This window comes from Agromyces sp. Y182, assembly GCF_059445385.1.
Map to the genome: position 1 here is coordinate 1716252 of NZ_JCAIUF010000001.1, position 19940 is coordinate 1736191.

General features: G+C 69.8%; 12 protein-coding genes and 1 pseudogene. 4 read left to right on the plus strand and 9 right to left on the minus strand.

All coding sequences use genetic code 11. The features are described from left to right. Nucleotides 1-26 precede the first annotated feature (26 nt). The gene (locus AC1C2R_RS07830; RefSeq protein WP_495379571.1) at nt 27-845 is read right to left on the minus strand and encodes a DNA/RNA non-specific endonuclease; all 819 of its coding nucleotides are present in this window, start codon (nt 843-845) and stop codon (nt 27-29) included. Nucleotides 846-896: 51 nt separating this feature from the next. After that, nucleotides 897-1649, minus strand: coding sequence for a GAP family protein (locus AC1C2R_RS07835; protein WP_495379572.1), 753 nt, complete (start codon nt 1647-1649; stop codon nt 897-899). A gap of 120 nt (nt 1650-1769) precedes the next feature. Here AC1C2R_RS07835 and AC1C2R_RS07840 point away from each other — a divergent pair, with 120 nt between their 5' ends. Continuing rightward, the gene (locus tag AC1C2R_RS07840; RefSeq protein WP_495379573.1) at nt 1770-2906 is read left to right on the plus strand and encodes a hypothetical protein; all 1137 of its coding nucleotides are present in this window, start codon (nt 1770-1772) and stop codon (nt 2904-2906) included. Between the two features lie 165 nt (nt 2907-3071). Here AC1C2R_RS07840 and AC1C2R_RS07845 read toward each other — a convergent pair whose 3' ends face one another. Beyond that, a complete protein-coding gene (locus AC1C2R_RS07845; protein WP_495379574.1) occupies nt 3072-7733 on the minus strand; it encodes a family 78 glycoside hydrolase catalytic domain in 4662 nt (1553 codons plus the stop codon). A gap of 411 nt (nt 7734-8144) precedes the next feature. On the opposite strand from AC1C2R_RS07845, the gene AC1C2R_RS07850 reads away from it, so the two are divergent. After that, entirely contained in the window at nt 8145-10028 is a 1884-nt protein-coding gene (locus AC1C2R_RS07850) for a cation:proton antiporter (RefSeq protein WP_495379575.1), read from the plus strand. 147 nt (nt 10029-10175) lie between these two features. On the opposite strand, the gene AC1C2R_RS07855 is transcribed toward AC1C2R_RS07850, so the two are convergent. From AC1C2R_RS07855 to AC1C2R_RS07875, 5 genes are all read right to left on the minus strand, one after another. Beyond that, nucleotides 10176-11090: an NAD(P)/FAD-dependent oxidoreductase gene (locus tag AC1C2R_RS07855; protein WP_495379576.1), complete on the minus strand. Its 915-nt coding sequence runs from the start codon at nt 11088-11090 to the stop codon at nt 10176-10178. A gap of 320 nt (nt 11091-11410) precedes the next feature. Then, nucleotides 11411-11968, minus strand: coding sequence for a TetR/AcrR family transcriptional regulator (locus tag AC1C2R_RS07860; protein ID WP_495379577.1), 558 nt, complete (start codon nt 11966-11968; stop codon nt 11411-11413). Between the two features lie 36 nt (nt 11969-12004). Further along, nucleotides 12005-14092: a YhgE/Pip family protein gene (locus tag AC1C2R_RS07865; protein WP_495379578.1), complete on the minus strand. Its 2088-nt coding sequence runs from the start codon at nt 14090-14092 to the stop codon at nt 12005-12007. After that, nucleotides 14092-14826 carry an ATP-binding cassette domain-containing protein gene (locus AC1C2R_RS07870; protein ID WP_495379579.1) on the minus strand — a complete coding sequence of 245 codons (735 nt, stop codon included), beginning with the start codon at nt 14824-14826 and terminating at the stop codon, nt 14092-14094. Before AC1C2R_RS07870 ends, AC1C2R_RS07865 begins: the two co-directional genes overlap by 1 nt. A 139-nt stretch (nt 14827-14965) precedes the next feature. Then, entirely contained in the window at nt 14966-15334 is a 369-nt protein-coding gene (locus tag AC1C2R_RS07875; protein WP_495351962.1) for a hypothetical protein, read from the minus strand. Between the two features lie 106 nt (nt 15335-15440). Between AC1C2R_RS07875 and AC1C2R_RS07880 the strand changes: the two are divergent. Together AC1C2R_RS07880 and AC1C2R_RS07885 are read left to right on the plus strand one after the other, a co-directional pair. After that, nucleotides 15441-15530 (plus strand): annotated as a pseudogene (locus AC1C2R_RS07880) (hypothetical protein); the annotation flags it as partial. A gap of 101 nt (nt 15531-15631) precedes the next feature. Further along, entirely contained in the window at nt 15632-15892 is a 261-nt protein-coding gene (locus AC1C2R_RS07885; RefSeq protein WP_495380413.1) for a hypothetical protein, read from the plus strand. 74 nt (nt 15893-15966) lie between these two features. Here AC1C2R_RS07885 and AC1C2R_RS07890 read toward each other — a convergent pair whose 3' ends face one another. Continuing rightward, nucleotides 15967-19932 carry an SCO7613 C-terminal domain-containing membrane protein gene (locus tag AC1C2R_RS07890; RefSeq protein WP_495379580.1) on the minus strand — a complete coding sequence of 1322 codons (3966 nt, stop codon included), beginning with the start codon at nt 19930-19932 and terminating at the stop codon, nt 15967-15969. Nucleotides 19933-19940 lie beyond the last annotated feature (8 nt).

Genomic DNA, 19940 nt, shown 5'->3' on the forward strand with positions numbered 1-19940 from the left:
GCTCACTACTCGACCAACGAATCCCGTCAGAGCCAGATGTCGTCGGATGCCTCGAGCCGCCGCCACCCCGCAGCGGCGACGGCGCGCGGCAGCACGTCGGCGGCGATGAGCTCGGGCATCACGAGACCCGTCAACCCCGCGACATCCGACACCGGCACCTGGAAGGTGCGGAACGGGCCGAGCGGCGGGGCCTCGCCCGGCGTCGGCGCCACGACGTCGCGTGTGTCGACGAGCGGCGCCTGGTCGACGACGAAGGCCGTCGTCGCGAGCGCGCCGCCCGAGTTCCACGCGACGACCTTCCAGAACTGAAGGGGCACGCGGATGCCGCGATAGGGCGGGTCGCCCGCAGCGAGCACCGGCGCGGTGAACACACTGAGCTTCAGCCCGTGCGCCTCGGCGTGCTCGAGCACGTGGTCTTCGAGGCCGAGCCAGAGCTCTTTCGACTGGTTGAAGCCCGAGGCCTGCGGCGCCGCATTCGGGTAGCGGAATGTCTCGGCGTTCGCGCGTGCCGCGACCTCTGGTGAGCCCCACACCGGGTCGCGCCGGCGCACGAGGTGCCCGCGATCGAAGTCGTTGCGGGCATAGATCTCGGGCCCGGCCTGCCAGTCCGCGGGAATGCGCTCGTCGAGCTGCCAGTCGTCAGCGCGTGGGAGCTCGAGGAGCGAAGCCCCGTCGACATTGACGCCGGTGACCATGGCGAGACGCCGTGCGGTGTCGAGCACGACCGTGAAATGCAGGTAGTCGAGCTCGACGACCGCGACGGGATCGGCGGGCGCCGAGGCATCCGCTTCGCCGACTCGCGGCATCGCCGCTTCCACACCCAGGAACCGCGCGTCGAAACCCATGCCCCGAGTCGACCACGACCCGCCGACACGGCGCGAGAAGCCGACACGGCGCTAGAAGATCGAGTTGAACAGTCCGAGATCGACCGCCGCCGCCCGGAACAGGAGGAACCCGAGGATGCCGACGATCCAACCCGTCGCCTCGGCGGCGTTCTTCTCCATCCACACGCCGAACCGCGCGAGGGGCCGCTCCATCGCCCGAGCGGCGCCGAGTCGCAGCACGAGCAGCACGATGGCCGGCAGCACCATCACGATGCAATAGCCGGCGAGCAGCAGCAGCCGAGTACCGGCGTCGTACTCCGATGTCGTCAACAGACCGATGCCGACGAGGTACGGAAGCATCGACGCGACCTCGACGGCGGCCGCCGCGACGGCGAGCCCCATGAGCGGCAGCACGCTTCCGGCCTCGTCGGCGACATCGGTGACCGCACGCTCACGCCACCGCGCGAATCGGCCGGGACCGGATCGCTTGCGTTTTCCGCCGATGAAGAAGGAGCCGGCGAGCATGGCGGCGCCGAGCACGAGCTGCACCCAGAGGAACGCGGGGGTCACCGAAAGCTCCATGAGCTGCGGCAGTACCGTCGCGGCGATGGTGAGCAGCACCACGCCGACCACGAGGTAGAAGCCCGCGACCGTGGCGAGGTACAGGAGGATGCGGCCCGGCCGCAGCTTGCCCGGCGCGAGCAACAGCCAGGTCGGGATGAGCAGGGTGCCGAAACTCGTCGAGTCGACGAGCGCCAGCAGCGCGAGTGCGCCGAGGAGGGCGGGGCCGGTGAGGGCAGCTCCGCTCAGAAGGTCGAGGTCCACTGGTCAAGACTGTCGGATGCCACGGACCGGCGTATCCACCGTGCGGGGGATCTCGCATATTCCGCAAGGTGCACAGACCGGGTCGTTCGCTCTCATAGACTGGGCGGCCGAAGGGGGAACATGACCGAGAATTCCCGGGGCGACGAGCCTCAACTCACTGATTCCGAGGCAGTAACGGCGGGGGCCGACTCCTCACCCGTACGCGATGAGGTCGGCGCACCGCTCCCCTACGCGACACCGCCTGTCGACGCACCGCCTCCCCCTCGGGAGGGCCTCGGCCCGGGCGCCATCATGGCGATCGTCGCCGGCGGCGTCGTGCTGCTGCTCGTACTGATCGCGATCGTCGTCTTCGCCGTCGTCGTCCCCGCCGTGCGGGGCGGTGGCGACAAGGCTGAGGGGGCGGCCGAGAGTTACCTCACGGCCATCGCCGACGGCGACGCCGAGACGGCGCTCTCCTATCTGGACGCGACCGTCTCGGGACCACTGCTCACCGACGAGGCCCTCGCCGCCTCGCAGAAGCTCGCACCGCTCACCGACATCACCATCGGCAAGCCCGACGGGAGTGAATTCTCGACCACCGTGCCCGTCACGTACACGATCGGTGACACGGCGGTCTCGACCGAGCTCTCGATGTACAAGTACGACGCCGACTCCGGATGGCAGATCTCGGGCGGCACCGGACAGTTGGGTGTCTCGCAACTCGCCGGCCTCGAGCCGACGATCAACGGGATCCCGGTCGAAGGCGATATGGACTTCGTCGACGCCCTGCCGGGCGCATACGAGTTCGCCGTCGGTGTCGAGGGCTTCACCCTCGAAGGCGAGACCGTCGTGCTGGTCACCGAATCGAGTGAGTACTCCGATACGACCGGCATGAAGCCGACCCTCACCGATGCGGCCGCAGCGGAGTTCCGGCAGGCCGTCTCGACCGCGATCAATGAGTGCGTCGCATCGACCACCCTCGACGCCGGCTGCGGTCTCACGATTCCGCAGACCCTGAGCGACGGTACCCAGCTCACCGACGGCACGATCACTCGTACGTTGTCGGCAGAGACCCGTGCCACCATGGACGCCCTCGTGCCCGAGCTGAGCTACGACATCCCCACTCTGGTGACGGCGAGCTACATCGGCTCGGTCGAGGTGAGCGCCCAGTGCACGAAGGGTGGCGCCACCGGCACGTGCTCGGTGCTGTTCGCCCCGTCTCTGGGAACCCCGTCGATGAACCTCGCCAAGGAGAGCCCCGCCGTCGAGTGGGACTGATCCCGCGAACCGGGCGCCCGCGAGATTCGCCGCACGGTGGAACTCGCGGGCGTCCGACTGTCTCTCGACGAGCCGGCTCGTCCTCATTCGGCAGCATTCTGCTTCTTGCCCGATGCCCTACCCGCTGATAAGCGGGAGGACGAGCCACGTCAGCGCCACACGACGCTAACGAAGCACCCGAATGCTCTCGATCCGAATGTCTCCGGGGGCGGTGAGCGGGTCGAACCGGAGCGCGGCGAGCGGACTGCCCTGGGGTGGGATACTCACCCGGTAGACGTGCGGGCCACCCGACTCGACCGCGAATCTGATGCTCCGGGCCTCCGCCGCACCGGGCTCGTCCACGGTTCCCCAGAAGAGCTGTGCCTCGGTCGCGATCGACGACGTCATCGTGATCTCGACCGTCGTCCCAGATGCCGCATCCAACGACATCGGCCCTGAAAAGGACAGGTTCGGATCCCCGCCGGTGGATGTCGCGTGAAGCGCGCCATCCACTACGGTGAAGCCTGCGAGCTGGTTCGCAGGCTCCCACCCCTCGGCGTCGCCGGCCGTGTCGAAGTTCCATGACTCCATGACCGAGGTGATCCGCACCTCGGCGTGGTCGCCCGCCGTGCCGTCGTCGTAGGCGGCAACGACCTCGACCGTTCCGGCCGGCAGCTCGGCGCCCGACGGTGACGTCACGGAGGTGCTCACGCTCGCCTCGGCCCCGCCGTCGAGTTCGTACGGAACGGTCGCGGCGTCCAGGCGCCAGCCATCCGGAGCAGTGAACTCGACGACACCGGTCAGCGGCACCTCCGGTCGCCGGTTCCGAATTGTGACCGTCACCGTCGCCGAGTCTCCGGGTTCCTCGAGCACCTCAGGATCGGCGCGCACCGACGTGATCTCGACCGGAGAGACCACGTTCACGACCGTCGATACCGGGATCGCGATCGTGGCCTGCCCTTGCCGGAAGGTCACGATGCCGTCGACGGCGACATCAGCGGCGATCGACTCGTCGGCCCCGACCGACACCGTCAGCGGCAGCACCGCCGAGGTGCCGGGCTCCACCGCCCGCGGGCTCGTGCCCGGCTCTGCCGACCAACCGGCGGGCAGGTCGAGACTGACGGTTGGATCAGCCAGGCGTGTGGTGCCGGTGTTCTCGATCGTCGCGTCGATGAGGGCGGTGGAGCCGGGAACCACGTCGGCCTCCGTGAAACTCAGCGATGCGGTCACCCCGAGCAGCAGCGTGCTGGTGAGCGACAATGCGGCGTCGAGCCGGTGGAGCGAAGCGAGTAGCGCTGCGGCATCGGTCGGTGTGATCGATCCGTCGTCCGCCCAGGACTCGAGCAACTCTCTCAGCTTCGTCGACTTGGCCAGGGCCTTCGTTGCGGCCTTCAGGCCGGCCGGCGCCGTGCCGTCGACGATGTGTTGGCGGCTCGAGTCGACGGTACGAGCGAGCACGGAAGCCTGGGCGAGCAGCCGGCCGCCGACCTTCCGCGCGACGTCGCCGGACGCGACGAGATCGGCGACCTGACTCCGGAAGGCCGCAGCCTCGTCCGCGGCCCGACCGATGTGACCGCGAATGTCATCCGACTCGAAGGCGTAACTCCCCGACCCGACCTCGAACACCGCGGCGCCGTCCTGCATCCGCACGAACGTGACGCCTGGCGCCTCGCCCGCGCTGGTGCCGCGTTCGACCACGCCATGCTCGCTGACCGCAGGAACGTGGACCAGCGCTGTGGTGTTGGCCGGAACAGTCACGTCGAGAGTGAGTTCATGACCGCTCACCTGCTTCCAGGACGAACGGATCACACCGTAGGGCGAGTCGAGGCTCACATCGGCATGCGTGAGCCCGCCGCCCGGTCGTGGGGCGATGTCGAAGGTCGAATAGCCCGGCCCGGTCGCCGTGATCCCCGCGATCGAGGAGTACATCCACTCGCCGACTGCGCCGTACGCGTAGTGATTGAAGGAGTTCATGCCCGGGTCCTGGAACGAACCGTCGGGTCGGATGGAGTCCCACCGCTCCCAGGTGGTGGTGGCTCCCATCGTCAGCTCGTACAACCACGACGGGTACTCCTTCTCGAGCAGCAGCCGGTAGGCCACATCGTCGCGTCCCACGGCTGACAGCGCCGGCAGCAGGTGCGGCGTACCGAGGAATCCGGTGGACAAGTGCCAGTCGCGGGCCTCGATGGCCGCGACGAATCGGTCTCCGACCGCGTCCAGCCGCTCCTCGGGGACGAGCCCCATTCCGATCGACATCGTGTACGCCGCCTGCGAGCCGGTGTCGATGGTGCCATCGGGGGCGATGAATCGCTCGGCGAAGGCCGTTCGGATCTCGTCGAACAACTCGCCGAGTGCATCCGCCTCCTCGTCTCTGCCGGTGGCGCGCGCCATCTCACTCATCAGGCGCGCGTCGTACGCGTAGTACGCCGTGGCGATCAACGAGTTGGACGTGGGGTCATCGAGGTTCAACCAGTCGCCGATCCCGTGCCCCTCGGGGACGATGCCGTCGTGCGCGACCGAAGTCCAGAAGCCGAGCAGATCGTCCATCATCGTCCAGTTGTCGTCGATGACGTGCGTGTCTCCGTACTGCTTCCAGAGTGTATGGGTCACGGTGACGGCGGCGTCGCCCCACCCGGCCGAGACGTTGCTCTCGCCGATACCCGGCTCCGTGCCGGGAGCGACGCCCGGAAGCGCCCCGTTCGGGGCCTGCCGGAGCCGCAAGTCCCGGAGCCATTTCGTCAGGAACGCGTACGCGTCATGGTTGAACGTCGCGGTGTCTGCGATGGCGTTGAGGTCGCCCGAATAACCCAGCCGCTCGTCACGGGCCGGAGTGTCGGTGGGGACCGAGAGGAAGTTCCCCCTCACACCCCAGACGATGTTGGACTGCAACTGGTTCAGCATCGGGTCGGAAGTGTCGAACGTCGAGATGGGCCGGTTGTCGGTGCCCACGACGATGCCGGTGAGGTCTGCCGCTGCGGGCGGGGCATCCAAGCCGGTGATCTCGACGTACCTGAACCCGTGGAAGACGAAGCTCGGGCTGTACTCGACCGTCCCATCGCTGCCCAGGGTGACCGTCTCGGTCGCCCGCGCGGTGCGCAGGTTGGCGGTGTAGAGCGTGCCGTCGGGGCTCAGGACCTCGCCGTGTCGAATCGTCACCACGTCGCCGGGCTCGCCGGTCAGTCGGACTCGAACCCAGCCGACCATGTTCTGGCCCATGTCGTAGATGGTGACGCCATCAGCCGGCATGGTCACGGCTTCGACGGGTCGCTCCTCGGTGACCCGAACGGGTGGATCGGTCTGAGCGTGCAGTTCGCCGATCTCGGGCGTGAGTACTCGGGCGGGAGACCATCCGGTCACGGAACCGGGCTCACTCCACGCGGGGACCTCGAGGCTGACGTCGTAGGTCTCGCCCATCAGGATGTCGGCATCGACGATCGGCCCGGGCGACGTCAGCCACGACTCGTCGGATGTCACGACCGAAGTCGTACCGTCGTCGTGGGTGATCTCCAGTCGGCCGAGGAACGCCGGGTCTGTGCCGTAGCGATTCGGTCCGATCCAGGCGAGGTGCCCGGCGTACCATCCGGTGCCCAGCTTCACGCCGATCGTATTCTCGCCCTGCCGGAGCAGCTCGGTGACGTCGTAGACCTGGTACTGGACCAGCTGGCTGTAGTCGGTCCAGCCCGGTGCCAGCTCGTGGTCGCCGACGCGCGCGCCGTTGATCTCCGCACCGTAGACACCGAGCGCCGTGGAGTAGAGCCGCGCCGAGCTGATGGGCTTGTCGATGCCGAAGTCCTTGCGGAGCAGCGGAAGGGGACGGTCTTCGCTCCTGAACACGCCGTTCTCGACCACGCCGGAGACCGCGAGTCGGCCGTCGCTCACGGTGCCGATGGCGAACGGGTTCACGCCGTCGGAGAAGTCCGTGTGGAAGAGCGTCTCGTCGCCCCGTGTGACGGTCACCTCATCGATGTCGCCCGACTCGCCCTGCGCCGATCTGAATCCGAGCGTGCCCGACGACCGCAGCGGAATGGGCCGGGTGTCGATGACGTGTCCGTCGATGCTCGTGGTGGCCGTGTCATCCGCCAGCTCGATCGTGATCTCGTGCTCGCCCGCGAACCCGCCGGGCAGTGCCTCGCCCGGGATCGGCACCTCACCGAGCAGTCCCCAGCTGCCGTTGACTCGGCTGTGCGGGCGCAGGGTGGGTGCTCCTCGCGCCGACAGCTGCCACATGTACGCGTTGTTCGCCGAAGAATCGGCGTAGAAGACGATCCCGAGCGCATCGACGATGTTGCTGGTCCGGATGCGCAGCGTGTAGTCGCTCCACTCGATTCCGAGCGTTCCGTCCGGCGGGCCGCCGACCCATTCCGCGTCCCACGACTCCGCCGTGGTGGCGTCGGCGGGGAGTGCCGTCTCGAAGCGTCTCGGCGCGGCCCACTCCGTGGCCGCCCCAGCGCTGTCCCAGGCCCGGACTCGCCAGTAATAGTTCGTCGTGGCCTGGAGCTCCTCGCCGTCGTAGGCCACGTTCACCGAGTCGCGTCCCTCGACTCGGCCGCTGTCCCACGCGTCGGGATCGTCGAAGCCGTCGGGCGACGTCGCAACCTGGATCTGCCGCGCCGATTGCACGATGCCGCGTTCCTCCCCCTCGAGCTTCCAGGAGAAGACCGGGGGCGCCGTGGGGATGCCGATCGCCTCCTCGAGGTGGTTCACGGTCAGCGACCCGGCTGTGACGGAGAGGTCTCCGTCGGGCTCGGCTTCGCCGGTCGTGACCGTACCCGCGAGCGAGATGATGAGCACTGCTGCCAGCGCCGGCCTCACGGCACGCTGTGAAATCTGCCCGATACCCCAGAACATCGCAGATGTCTCCCTTGACATAATTGAAGCGTTTCATATCGGGTGCTCCGGAGCTTACACAGCTTGAGCGAACTCGACAACCGGGCAACCGTGCGCGCTCGAACTCTGCGTTCCAGCGGCAGGGTCTCTTGGCCGGCAAGATCGCCACGATGCCGGTCGTGGCGGGCGAGAGGCGCTCCGCCATGGAAATCTGAAACGTTCTACTCGCGTCCGTCGAGAACCTGCCGCGAGTGATCGAGTGAGCCGGCCCCAGAGTCGAGTTCACGAGCACTCTGGATCCGGCGGGATGATGACCGTCGCGCTCCACATCGCCGTGTTCGTCGCCATCGTGTTCATCGCGCTCGGCGTGCGCGAGCTGCGCACGGGGGGGCGCTTCGGCGAGAGCCGCCGCAATCACGAGAGAATGCTCACATGGATCTGCTCCTCGTGGGGGTCATCGCCCTGCTCGCCATCGCCGCGGCGACGGCCGTCGCTCCGAAACTCGGTGTGGCCGCGCCACTGCTGCTCGTGCTCGTGGGCCTCGGCGTGGGGCTGCTGCCCGCCGTCCCGTCGATCGAGATCGACCCGGAGTGGATCCTCGCGGGCGTTCTGCCGCCACTCCTCTACTCTGCGGCCGTCTCGATGCCGGCGATGGAGTTCCGGCGCGACTTCAGTGCGATCAGCGGGCTCTCGGTCGTGCTCGTGGTCGTCACGGCGGTGCTCCTCGGGCTCTTGTTCGCGTGGCTGATTCCCGGCCTCGGCATCGCGTGGGGCATCGCACTGGGTGCGATCGTCAGCCCGACCGACGCGGTCGCGACGTCGATCGTGAAGCGCCTGGGCGTCTCACCGCGGGTCGTGGCGATGCTCGAGGGAGAGAGCCTGCTCAACGACGCGAGCGCGCTCGTGCTGCTGCGGGCCGCGATCGCGGGCGCAGCGGCATCCGTCTCGCTCTGGAGCGTCGCCGGATCGTTCGTGTACTCGATCCTCGTCGCCGCGGTCATCGGCGTCGCCGTCGGCTGGGTCAACCTGCGGGTACGAGCGCGCATCCCGAACCCGACGGTCAACACGGTGATCTCGTTCACGATGCCGTTCCTCGCGGCGATCCCGGCCGAGCACCTCGGCGCCTCGGGCCTCGTCGCCGCCGTGGTCGCGGGGCTCATCACCGGACGCGGGGCGGCGCGCTACCTCAGCCCGCAGCATCGGCTTTCGGACGCCCAGAACTGGCGCACGGTCGAACTCGTGCTCGAGGGCGCGGTGTTCCTCGTGATGGGGCTCGAGCTCACCGCGATCGTCGCCGACGTCGAGGCCGCGCACGCGGGGGTCTGGTCAGCGGTCGGACTCGCGGCGCTCGCACTGGTGTGCACGGTGCTGATCCGCGCCGCCTACGTCGCGCCCCTGCTCGCCGGCCTCAAACGCCGAGCACGCAGGGCCGCCTCGATCAAGGACGTCCTCGCCGATCGAGCGGCCGGCGGAACGGCAACCTTCACCGACCGCCCCGACCGCCCCGGCCGAGTAGATCGAGGGGATCGCCGCCGCGAGCGGGGGCGTGCCGCCATCGGGACGAAGCAACTGGAGCATCGGGCCTCGCCGGGGGAACGACGACACGGCCCCGTGCCCTCGGCCGCGACCCTCGAGCGCTTCCGCACGGTCTGGCGGCGTCGCGTCGCGGACATCGACTACTTCCTCGCCCAACCGCTCGGCTGGCGCGAGGGCACGATCGTGGTCTGGGCCGGAATGCGCGGCGTCGTGACGCTCGCCGCCGCGCAGACGCTGCCGGCCGAGACCCCGAGCCGCTCGCTGCTCGTGTTCATCGCGTTCCTCGTCGCCGTCGGCTCGCTACTCGTGCAGGGCGGTACCCTGCCGTGGCTCGTGCGCCGGCTCGTACCGGCGCGGAACCCGGACGAGAGCGTCGCCGAGCGGCGCGAACTGCAGCAGATGATGCAGTCTGCCGCGATGGCCGAGATCGCCGACGCCGACGACCCGGCGCTGCGTTCACTCGCGGAGCGCATGCGCGCAGCCTGGCAGGTGTCGCACGACGAGGGCGCGAACGAAGCGGATCCCGCGACTGCGACGGATGCCACGAGCGAAGCGGATGCCGCGACTGAGAGTGAACCGGCGAACGCCCCGCCCGGGGCATCCGACCGCCGTATCGACCCCGAGCTCGTGCGCGTGATGCGACTGCGCATGATCGAGGCGGAGCGAACCGCGCTGCTCGACGCACGCGATGATGGCACGTTCAGTGCCGCCGTGCTCAGCGCCGCACTCGAAGATCTCGACGCCGAGCAGATCAGCATCGAGCTGAAAGCGGGCGCGTGACACGAGCGCGGCGACCGTGGCGATCAGCACGGCACCGAGTGGCACGAGGAACGCCGGACGATAGGCCTCGAGCTTGCTCGCCGGGTCGCCGTCGAGAGCGGTGAGCGTGATGAGGCTCGCGACGATCGAGAGGCTGAGCGCGAAGATTCAGCCGACGGCGATGTCCTCAGCAGTGAGATCGGCGTTGACGGCTCCGGCGATCAGCGACCCGGCGCCGAGCGACACCGAGACGTTCGAGCGTGGATCGACCACGTTGCCCGCGGCCCAGACATGCTCGACACTCGTGCGGCCATCGGGGTCGACCACGACCCAGGAGCCGTCCGCGTCGTCGCGACTTCGCGCACCCAAATCGCGCAGCAGCTGGTCTCGGGGGTGCAGCGTGGTTGCGGTGAAGATCGTGTCGACCGGCACCGACCTGCCGTCGCGCAGCTCGACGGCCTCGAGCCCGCCGGCGTTCGAGCGGACTGCTTGTACCCGCCCGGGCTCGATCCGAATGTCTCGCGACCCGAGGATCCGGCGCGCTTCGGCCGAGGGCTCTCCGAGATCGTTCGGGAAGTAGACGATCCGGTCGGACCACTGGCGCAGCTGGTGAGCCTGGTCGATCCCCTTGGGTCCTGCCGCGATGACGCCGATCGTGTGGTCGCGACGTTCCCACCCGTCGCAATAGGGGCACACGACGACGCCGCGACCCCACTGCTCGCGCAGGCCGGCAATATCGGGGAGCTCGTCGCGGAGCCCGGTGGCGACGATCAGCCGCCGTGCGGTCACGACACCCGAAGGGCCGTCGACCTCGATGCCGTCACGGCCCGCGCGAGCGGTCTCGACTCGCCCATCGACGACTACGCCCCCGTAGTGCCCGACCTCGCTGCGACCCCGCTCGAGCAGCTGCATCGGTGGCAGCCCGTCATGACCGAGTACGCCGTGCATGTGCTGGGCGACACCGTTCCTCGGATCACCCGAATCGAACACGATCACGCGGCGGCGCGCTCGCGCCAGTGAGAGTGCGGCGCTCAGCCCGGCCGGACCGCCCCCCACGACCGCGACGTCGAACAGATCAGTCATTGTGCGTTCCTCACGATCGGAGCTGCGGCTCCCCGGGTTCCCGGGTTCCATCGTGCTGAGAACGGTCGCCGGGCGCAAGCGGTAGTTGAGGCCCGCGGTGAGATGCTGACCGCCCAGTTCTGTGCGCTCTCGACGTCGCGCCCGGGCCGCTTCCGTGAGGGATCAGATCTCCCAGATACACAACTCGTAGTTTTGTATCGAGTTCGTAGTTTTGCGAGATGTAATTCGCGGATCCGCGATGTCTATTCGCAGATTCGTGGAGCGTCGGCCGACAGCTCCGAGTCGAGCTGAATCTCGCGACGGGATGTGGCGCGAAGCCCTCAGCGCACGCGAAGGGTCGCGAGGATGGCCGCTGCGACCTCGTCGCGCTCGCGCTCGGGCTCGAACACGAGCCACTCGAGCCCCGACATGAGCACGGCCCCGAAGACGCTCGAGGCCATGATGCCGCTGCGGCCGGCCGCGGCATCCGTCGTCTCGTCGATCGCCTCGGCGAACACGGCGAGTGCCTCGTGCCGCAGCGCGAAGAGTGTCTCCTGCCAGGCACGGTCGGTACGGAAGATCTCCGACGCCATGAGCTTTGCGAGCGGCGCGTTCGCCGCGATGAGGTCAAGCAGATTCGTGACGAGCGCGTTGATCGCCGGCCAGCCGCGCAGTTCGCCCTTCGCGCTGCGGAGCGAGTCGGCGAGCGCGCCGACCCCCTCTTGCAGCAAGGCCTCGAAGAGCTGGTCCTTCGAACTGAAGTTGTAGTAGAGGCTGCCTTTGGCAACGCCGGCGAGTTCGGCGACCTCGTCCATGGTCGTGCCGGTGATGCCCTTCGTGGCCGCGAGCTCGAGTGCGGCGTCGAGGATGGCGCGCTTCGTGGTGTTCGCGCGAGCCATGGTGTCTCCTCTTCGTCGGCTCGGGCCGTGCCCGGTCTAGATCGCCAGCTCAGGATGCAGCCGGCTGACGCTCCACATGCGCTGCTTTCCTGCGCTCCAGGCACTGATCGCGAGCGAGCCCACGAGGATGCCGGCCAGCACGAGCACCGAAAGCCACAGTCTAGAGTCCACGCCGCCGGTGATGAGTTCGCGCAGTCCGCTCACGACATAGGAGGCCGGCATGAACGGATGCAGCCACTGGAAGAACGCCGGCGTCGTCTCGACGGGGTACGTGCCGCCCGAGGAGCTCAGCTGCAGCATGAGCAGCACGAGGCTCACGACCCGGCCCGCCGCGGTGCCGAGCACGATGATGAACATCTGCTGCAGGGCCAGGAACGCGAGCGTCACGAGGTAGATGAACGCCGACGTGGCGAGCCAGTGCACGGGCTCGAGGCCGATGCCGTAGACCAACACGAGCACCATGATCACGACCTGGCCGAGGCCGATCGCCATCGCGGGCAGGAACCCGGTCATCACGGCGCGCAGGCCGCTCGCCGAGGCGGCGAGCGCACGGGTCGGCAGGGCGCGCAGGATGAGCCACGTGATGAGGCCGCCGACGAAGGTCGCCAGCGCGATGAAGAACGGGGCGAAGCCCTCGCCGAAGCTCTTCGACTCGTTCTGCCAGCTCTCGTTGAGCTGGACCGGTGCGGCCATGACGTCGGCTTTCGCCTCGATGTCGGCGGCGCTGAGTTGCGGTGCCTGGGCTGCGCCTTCGTCGAGCTTGTCGGCGAGCGTGCGGCTGCCGTCGGCGAGCTGAGTCGCGCCAGAGGCGAGCTGCGTGCCGCCATCGGCGAGCTGGCCGGTGCCGCTCACGAGGTCGCCGGCGCCGGCGCTCAGGGTGGCCGCGCCGCTCGCGATGGTGTGGGCTCCGGATGCCGCTTCGCCCGACTTGCCCGAGAGCGTCGATGCCCCGTCGCGCACCTGGGCGGCGCCGGCCGCGAGCTCGGCGGCCTTCGGCGCCCCGGCGGAGAGTCCGGCGGAGAGTTCGTCGACCTTGCCGGCGAACGCCGAACTACTCGCGGCGTACCCCTGCACGGTCGGAAGCGCGACCTGCGCGTCGGTGTTCATGTCGCTCGCGCCTTCCGAGATGGCCTGCAGCATCGGCAGATAGCTGCTCGCCGGCACCTCGGGGTGCGCCTGCATCTGGGCGGCGAGTGCCGCGAGGGAGTCGGAGAGCTGCTGGGCGCCACCGGCGAGTTCGCCGGTCTTGTCGGCGATGCCGGTGGCACCGGTCGCGAGCTGGTGGGCGCCCTGCCCGAGCAATGCCGAGCCGCCCGCGGCTTCGCCGACCTTGCCCGAGAGCTCGGCCGCGCCATCCGCCACCTGGGTCGCGCCGCTCGCGAGCGTTCCGGCGCCCGAGGCGAGCTGATCGAGACCGTCGGCGAGGGTGCCCGTGCCGTCGGCGAGCTGCACGGCGCCGGCATCGATCGCGTCCGCCCCGCTCGCGAGGTCGCCGAGGCCGACGACGAGGCGACCGGCGCCGTCGTTCGCGGTCACGACACCGGCGGCGAGAGTGCCGGCGCCGTCGGCAGCGGCGCGAATGCCGTCGCCGGCGTCGTTGAGCCCGATGAGCATCGCGTCGGCGGTCTGCTGGCCGACCTGCTCGGCGACCGCGTCGCGAAGCTGCACCATGGCCTGCTTGCCGAGTGTGGAGGCGAGGAAGCTGTTGGAGTCGTTGTAGTCGACCTCGACAGTCGCAGTCTTCGGGGCATCCGTGCCGACCGAGACGGCGTTCGTCGAGAAGTCACTCGGAATGGTCACGGCGAAGTAGTAGTCACCGTCGGTCACTCCGGTCGTGGCATCCGCGGCATCCGTCACCTGCCAGGCGAGCTCGCCGCCGCTCGTGAGCTCGTCGACGAGGTCGTCGCCCGCCGTGATCGCCTCGCCGTCGCGGCTGGCGCCTGCGTCTTCGTTCACGAGGGCGACGGGCAGGTTCTTCAGCTCGTCGGTCGGCGCCCAGAACGCCCAGAGGTACAGGGCACCGTAGATGAGCGGGATGAAGAGGAGCACGACGAGTGCGACCTTGGGCAGCGTGCCCTTACGGAAGCGGCGGAGTTCCGTGCCGGAGGAGAGGAAGGCGAACATCAGGCGTGCTCCAGGATGAGGTCGATGGCGTCATCGGGGTCGGCGACTGCCTCAGCCTCGGACGCGATGGTGGAGATGTCGAAGGCGAGTGGGGCGATACCGAGCTCGTTCCAGAGTTCGGTGTCGGGCGCGGCAGCGGATGCCACGACGGCGGTGCCTGCCCGGGTGATCGCGTCGAGGCACTGCCAGAGCACGAGCCTGGCGGCGGGCGCCTGCAGTTGCTCGATCTGGTCGAAGAAGAGCACTTGCGGTTCGCTCATCATCGCGAGGGCGATGCGGAGCAGCACGGTCTGCACTTCGTCGAGGTCCCAGATGAGGGTGTCGACAGTCGGCAGCGGCACCTCGCCGAAGACTGGGGTGAGCACGCGGCGGAGTTCGGCGTCGTCGGTGCGTCGCACGATCGCCCACCAGGGTGCGATCCAGGCCGCCCGTTCGCGGATGGCAGCGCCGACGCTCACCGAATCCTCGAGCGTGTCGATGCCCTGGAAGCCTGCGATCGCCGTCGCACGCTGCACGGGACGTGCGCGGCGCGGCAACCCGTAGCCGAGCACCTCGGCGGCCCCGCTCGTGGGCTTCATGCGCCCGGCGAGCGTGAGCAAGAGGCTCGTGCGGCCGCTTCCCGCTGGCCCGTGGAGCACGGTGAGCCCGCCGTCGGCGGCGAGGTTCACAGGGCCGTAGACGGCGCCGCGCTTGGAATGGAGGGCGAGCTCATGGGCCCGCACGATGATCGACACGGTGCTTCTCTCTCGTTTGTACTGACTAGTCAGTCTAGAACGGAGAACAAGTGTTTGGCAACTCCGCCGGGCCGCGTGCTCGTCGGGGATGCCAGTCGGCCTCGAGGCAATCCGCACCGCCTCGAGGCGGCCGGCTGAGCTACGCGAAGGGCCCTGCCACCCATAGCAGGCAGAGCGCTCCTGCGGCGATGAAGACGATCCACGACGGATGCCGCCCGCGGCTGTAGACCAGCGGCAACAGGCTGCACGCGAGCAGGGTCCAGCCGATCGCGGCGACGACGACGGACGCCGTCGTGCCGATCGCGAAGAGCAGGAGCACGACGGCGACGCCGGCCGCGAGCATCGACGTCACGTGCCACGCGAAACGGATCGTGCCGAGCGGGAACTCGACACCGCGAAGCTTCGGAAGCTCGGCCTGCCGGTACAGCGGGCCGACGATGTACACCTCGCCGAGGATCGAGTGGGCGATGCCGAGCACCGTCATCAGGGCGGCAGCGACGAAGAGCATGTGCTGACGCTATCGACAACGGCGGGCTCCGTGCCGGGTTCAGCCGCTCGCGGGCACGAACGTCACCGCATTGGTGCGCAGGTAGCCGGCGGCGCCGTTCGTGAGCGTGATCGCCCCTCGGTGCCCGCGTCGAACCGCGTCGTGCCGAGCAGCACCCGGCGAGCTACGCGTCTCGGAACTCTGTGCACTCACCGGGCTCGGCCAGTCCACCGTCTCCCGCATGATGTCGGTCCTCGACCGCATGAAGTCGTCATCCAAGACGGTCGCACGGGCCGCTACCGACCCGGGCCTGCAGCGGTGTCGCTCGGCACCATCGCCCTCAACGGGTCGCCGATCTTCCGCGCCTCCCGCCAGATCGCCCAGAACCTCGCCCACCGACTCGGCATCGGCGTCAACGTCGTCGAGCTCAGCGGGTTCACGCTCACGTACCTCTGCAATTTCGAGGCTGCCCGCCGCCCGCCGCCACGCCGCCCGCCGCCACGACCTTTCGCCGCGTCACGACCCGTCCGAATCGCCGTCACTCCGCAAAGGGTCGTGGCGGCGCGTGGGGCAGCGTGAGTTCTGCGCCGCAGCGTGAGTTCTGCGCCGCAGCGTGATTTCCGCGCCGCAGCGTGAGTTCCGCGCCGCGACGCCTACTCGAGCTCGCGCAACCGCGCCGCGACGCCGCCGCCCTGATTGGTGCGTCGCTCCGATCCGACGGCGATCGCGAGCAGCACCGCACCCGCCGTTGCGAGCGTGATCCACCACGGCATCGCGCCGACGGCGCGGTCGACCTGAGCTGAGAACACCACGATGTTCTCGATGGGCAGCACCGCGAGCCCGAGCAGGAACGGCGCCGCGAGCTTGCGCGACGAACCGACGAGGATGGCGACGAGCGCGAGCGCGATCACGAGGATCGGCCGGTACAGCTGCGGGTCGGTGCCGGTCGCGATCACCGACGGCAGGAACGTCAGCACGATGCCGGGCGCGAGCAGGCGCCAGCTGCCGCGGAATCCGATCGGCCATGAATTGAGCGACGGATGCACCGGCGCAGCGGCCGGCCGCATCGCGATGATGCCGGCCGCAAGCACGGCGAGCCCGAGCGGCAGCGAGAACACCTCGACCCGCAGATCGCGTTCGCTCCAGCCCTGGACCCCGGTCACCCACGCGAGCACATACGTGAACCAGAACGGCGGCAGCACCGGTCGAGCCCTCCTCGCAAGCGCGATCGTGATGAGCGCGAGGGCGAGGACCAGCGCCATGAGCACCCAGAGCGTCCAGATCGCGAACCATTCGCGTCGGATCGCCGTGATCGGCCCGGCAACGAGGAAGACCAGGGCGGGAGCGAAGAGCCACCTCGTGCGCAGCAGCCACTGGTCGAGCCTCGCCGCGGCGGCGGTCGCCGCGGAAGCCCCTGAAGACGCGGAGCCCGCGGCACCCGCGGTACCCACGGAGCCCGCGGCACCCACGGCACCCACGGCACCCACGGTACCCACGCCACCCACGGCACCCCCGGCACCCGCCGACGTCGCCGCCCGCTCCGCCGCGCCGCGCAGCAGCCACACCGAGACGACCGCGAGCAGCACGCCGCCGAGCGTCAACCCGAGCACGGGCACCATGACGAGGCGGGGGTCGGCGCCGACGAGCACGTCACGCACGAGACCCCAGCGCATGGCCTGGATCGGAGCGGCGGCCGCCGCAACCAGCGCGCCCGCGAAGACGGGGGCACGGAGCATCCGCAGCCTCGACGTCTCTGCGACACGAGAAAGCACCACGCCGACGGCGAGCAGCACGACGGATGCCGCAAGCAGCGCCGCCGTGCGCCACGCGAACGCCTCTTCGGCCGAACCCCACGCGGCGAGCAGCACGAGCGACGGCACGAGCGCGCAGGCGAGGCCGGTCGCGAACAACGCCGCACCGCGGCGGCCGCGTGCCACGAGCAGCGCTCCGACGATCACCGCGGCGAGGGCGGGAGGCAGCGTGTACGGCTCGATCACGTCGACGCCGAGCATCGCCCACACGCACCAGAGCGCGCCGGTCCAACTCGCCGCGGCGAGCCACCAGCCATACCGTCGGCCGGCGACGATGCGCGTCGCCGCGAAGCCGAGGCCGAGCACGACGAGCACGGCCATCGCCGTGCCGAGTCCGGCGGCGTCGCGCACGAGCGCGAGCAGCACCGCGATCGCCGCGGTCACGAGGGAGGAGATCTCGATCCACAGGCGCACGGATGCCGCGGCGGCGGCGTCTTGGCCACGGCCGACGAGCACCGCCTCGACGCCCTTCGTCGCCGGCAGGACGAGCGCGACGATCGCCGCGATGACCGGCAGCACGACCGGGGAACCGCTGACGTCGAGGAACTCCGAGCCGAGGCAGACTGCGACCACCGCGAGCGAGGGCACGAGGATCGTCGCTGCAGCGGAACGTACGAGGCGGTTCAGGCCGGGGCGCCGGGTGAGCACGAGCGCGAGGGCGAGCAGGAAGGTCACGCCCGTCGAGAGCGCCGTCCAACCGTTCGGCTCCTGCAACACCGTGGCGACCCCGATGAGGAACGGCACGGCGGTCACGACGAGGATCGCGTACCAGGAACGGGCGTCGACGCGGCGCACGAGCGTCGCGGCGAGCGCGCAGAGCGCGGCGGCCGTCGTCGTCAGGCAGAGCACGGCGATCGTCACGACCCCGAGGCGATCGAGTGCCGTCGCGAAGATCACGAGCGCATACGCGTACGCTGCCGCGACGTGCACCACCCGCACGCCGGTAGGCAGCGGGCGCGCGACGACGACGATCGCCGCCACGATGACGACGCCGACCGGCACCGTGATGGCCGGCTCGATCCAGCTGATGAACGCCGAGCCGATCAGGGCGACGTGGGCGAGTGCGATGAACGGCGCGCGCACGCTCGGGCGCGCACCGGTGAACCTCGACACGGGCAGGAGCACCGCGGCCGAGGCGAGCACTGCGATCGCGATGCCGACGCCGGCTCCCGCGAGCGGCGGGAGTGCCGGCCATCCAACGAAGGCCGCGGTGCCGACTGCACCGATCCACAAGGAAAGAACGAGCATGCCGACGGGGAATCCAGCACGGAGCTCCGGCGGCTCGGAACGTCGGGTCGCACCGGCGAGCGCGGCGACCCCGAGCGCGGCGACGAGGAGTCCGAGCACACCTGCGAGCACGGCGTCGGCGGGCAGCCCGAAGTCGGCGACGACCGCCTCACCGCGCTCGCTGCTCGCTCCTCGGAGCGGCGCGAGGCCGGTACCGACGAACGCCAGCGCGACCGAGCCGAACGTGGTCAGCGCCATCGATCCGGCGGGCAGCGCGGCACCGAGCCCGATGGTCAGCGTGCCGGCCTGCAGGGAGCGAGCTCGCACTGTGCCGCCGCGGACCACGAGCCAGACGAGTCCGGATGCCGCGACGGCGAGCGCACCCGCGAGCGGCATGAGCGTCGTGAGCCAGACCGCCTGCAGGTTCTGCGGGGCGAGCGGCAGCATGACGAGCGCGGCCGTGCCGAGTGCACCCGCGGCGAAGCTCCAGAATCGCGGCATGCCGTTCCGTGTCGCGACGGCGGCGAGCACCGCGAGCGCCGCGAGCAGCGCCACGCGACCGATGACGCCCGACTGCGGAGTCGCGGCGGGCAGGAACACGAGTTGCGCGAGCACCACCACGCTTGCGAGCAGTTGCACGACGGTGAGGGTCACCCGGTCGGCGTGCAGTGCGCTGCCGAAGCGGGGCGCCGCGAGCTGCACGAGCCCCTGCGCCCCCAGCGCCACTGCGACCACGCCGACGTGCCCCCAAGCCGTGCCCCACCCGCCGACGGCGTAGCCGAGGAAGGCCGGAACGACCGCGAGCCCGAGGAGGGCGGTCCACCACCAACTGCGGATGCGCGCGCGCCACGCGATCACGAGCATCGCGGCCGCCGCGATGAAGGTGCCGAGCCCCGCGAACGCCCATGCGCTGACGGCGGCGGGTGCGAGCTCTGAGAACGCCCACACGTCGAGGGCGAGGAAGACCATGCCGAGCGCGCCGATCGCCTCGGCCGAGAACTGCACGCCCCGCCGGCGGAGCATCCAGGCCCCCGCGAGGAAGAGCGCGGTCACGACGGCGATGACCGTGGTGCGCATCGCGAATCCGACGTCGGGGTTCAGGAAGGTGAAGACGATCGCGGCGACCGCGAAGAGGCCGGCCCCGGCCACGGCGAGCACGGATTGCACGCTCAGCTGCGAGGTCGAGGCCGGCGCCGCGACATCCACTCGCGGCAGTGCGGTCTCGGTCGCGCTGGTCGCGCCGATCGCATTCGGGGCATCGGATGCCGCGGCCTCGCTCTGCACAGCCGTCTGTGCCGAGAGCCGCGGACCGACCGGCGCCCAGGCTCGCCTGGCGCTCGCCCGCACCTGCGCGGCGGTGACCGGCGAGGCCGTCGGCAGCGCCGCGACGAGTCGCTGCCGCTCGAGCACCGCATCGGCGGCGCGTTGCGAAGCGGCCCACAGCTGCGCACCTTCGGCACCGCGCAGGTCGGCCTTGCACGACGGGCAGATCGGGCTGTCTCGCAGCTCTTCGTCGCACCGTGGACAGATCGTCGAGGCGAGCAGATAGCGGGCCGCCTGCTCATTCCATGCGCTCACCATTGGCGAAG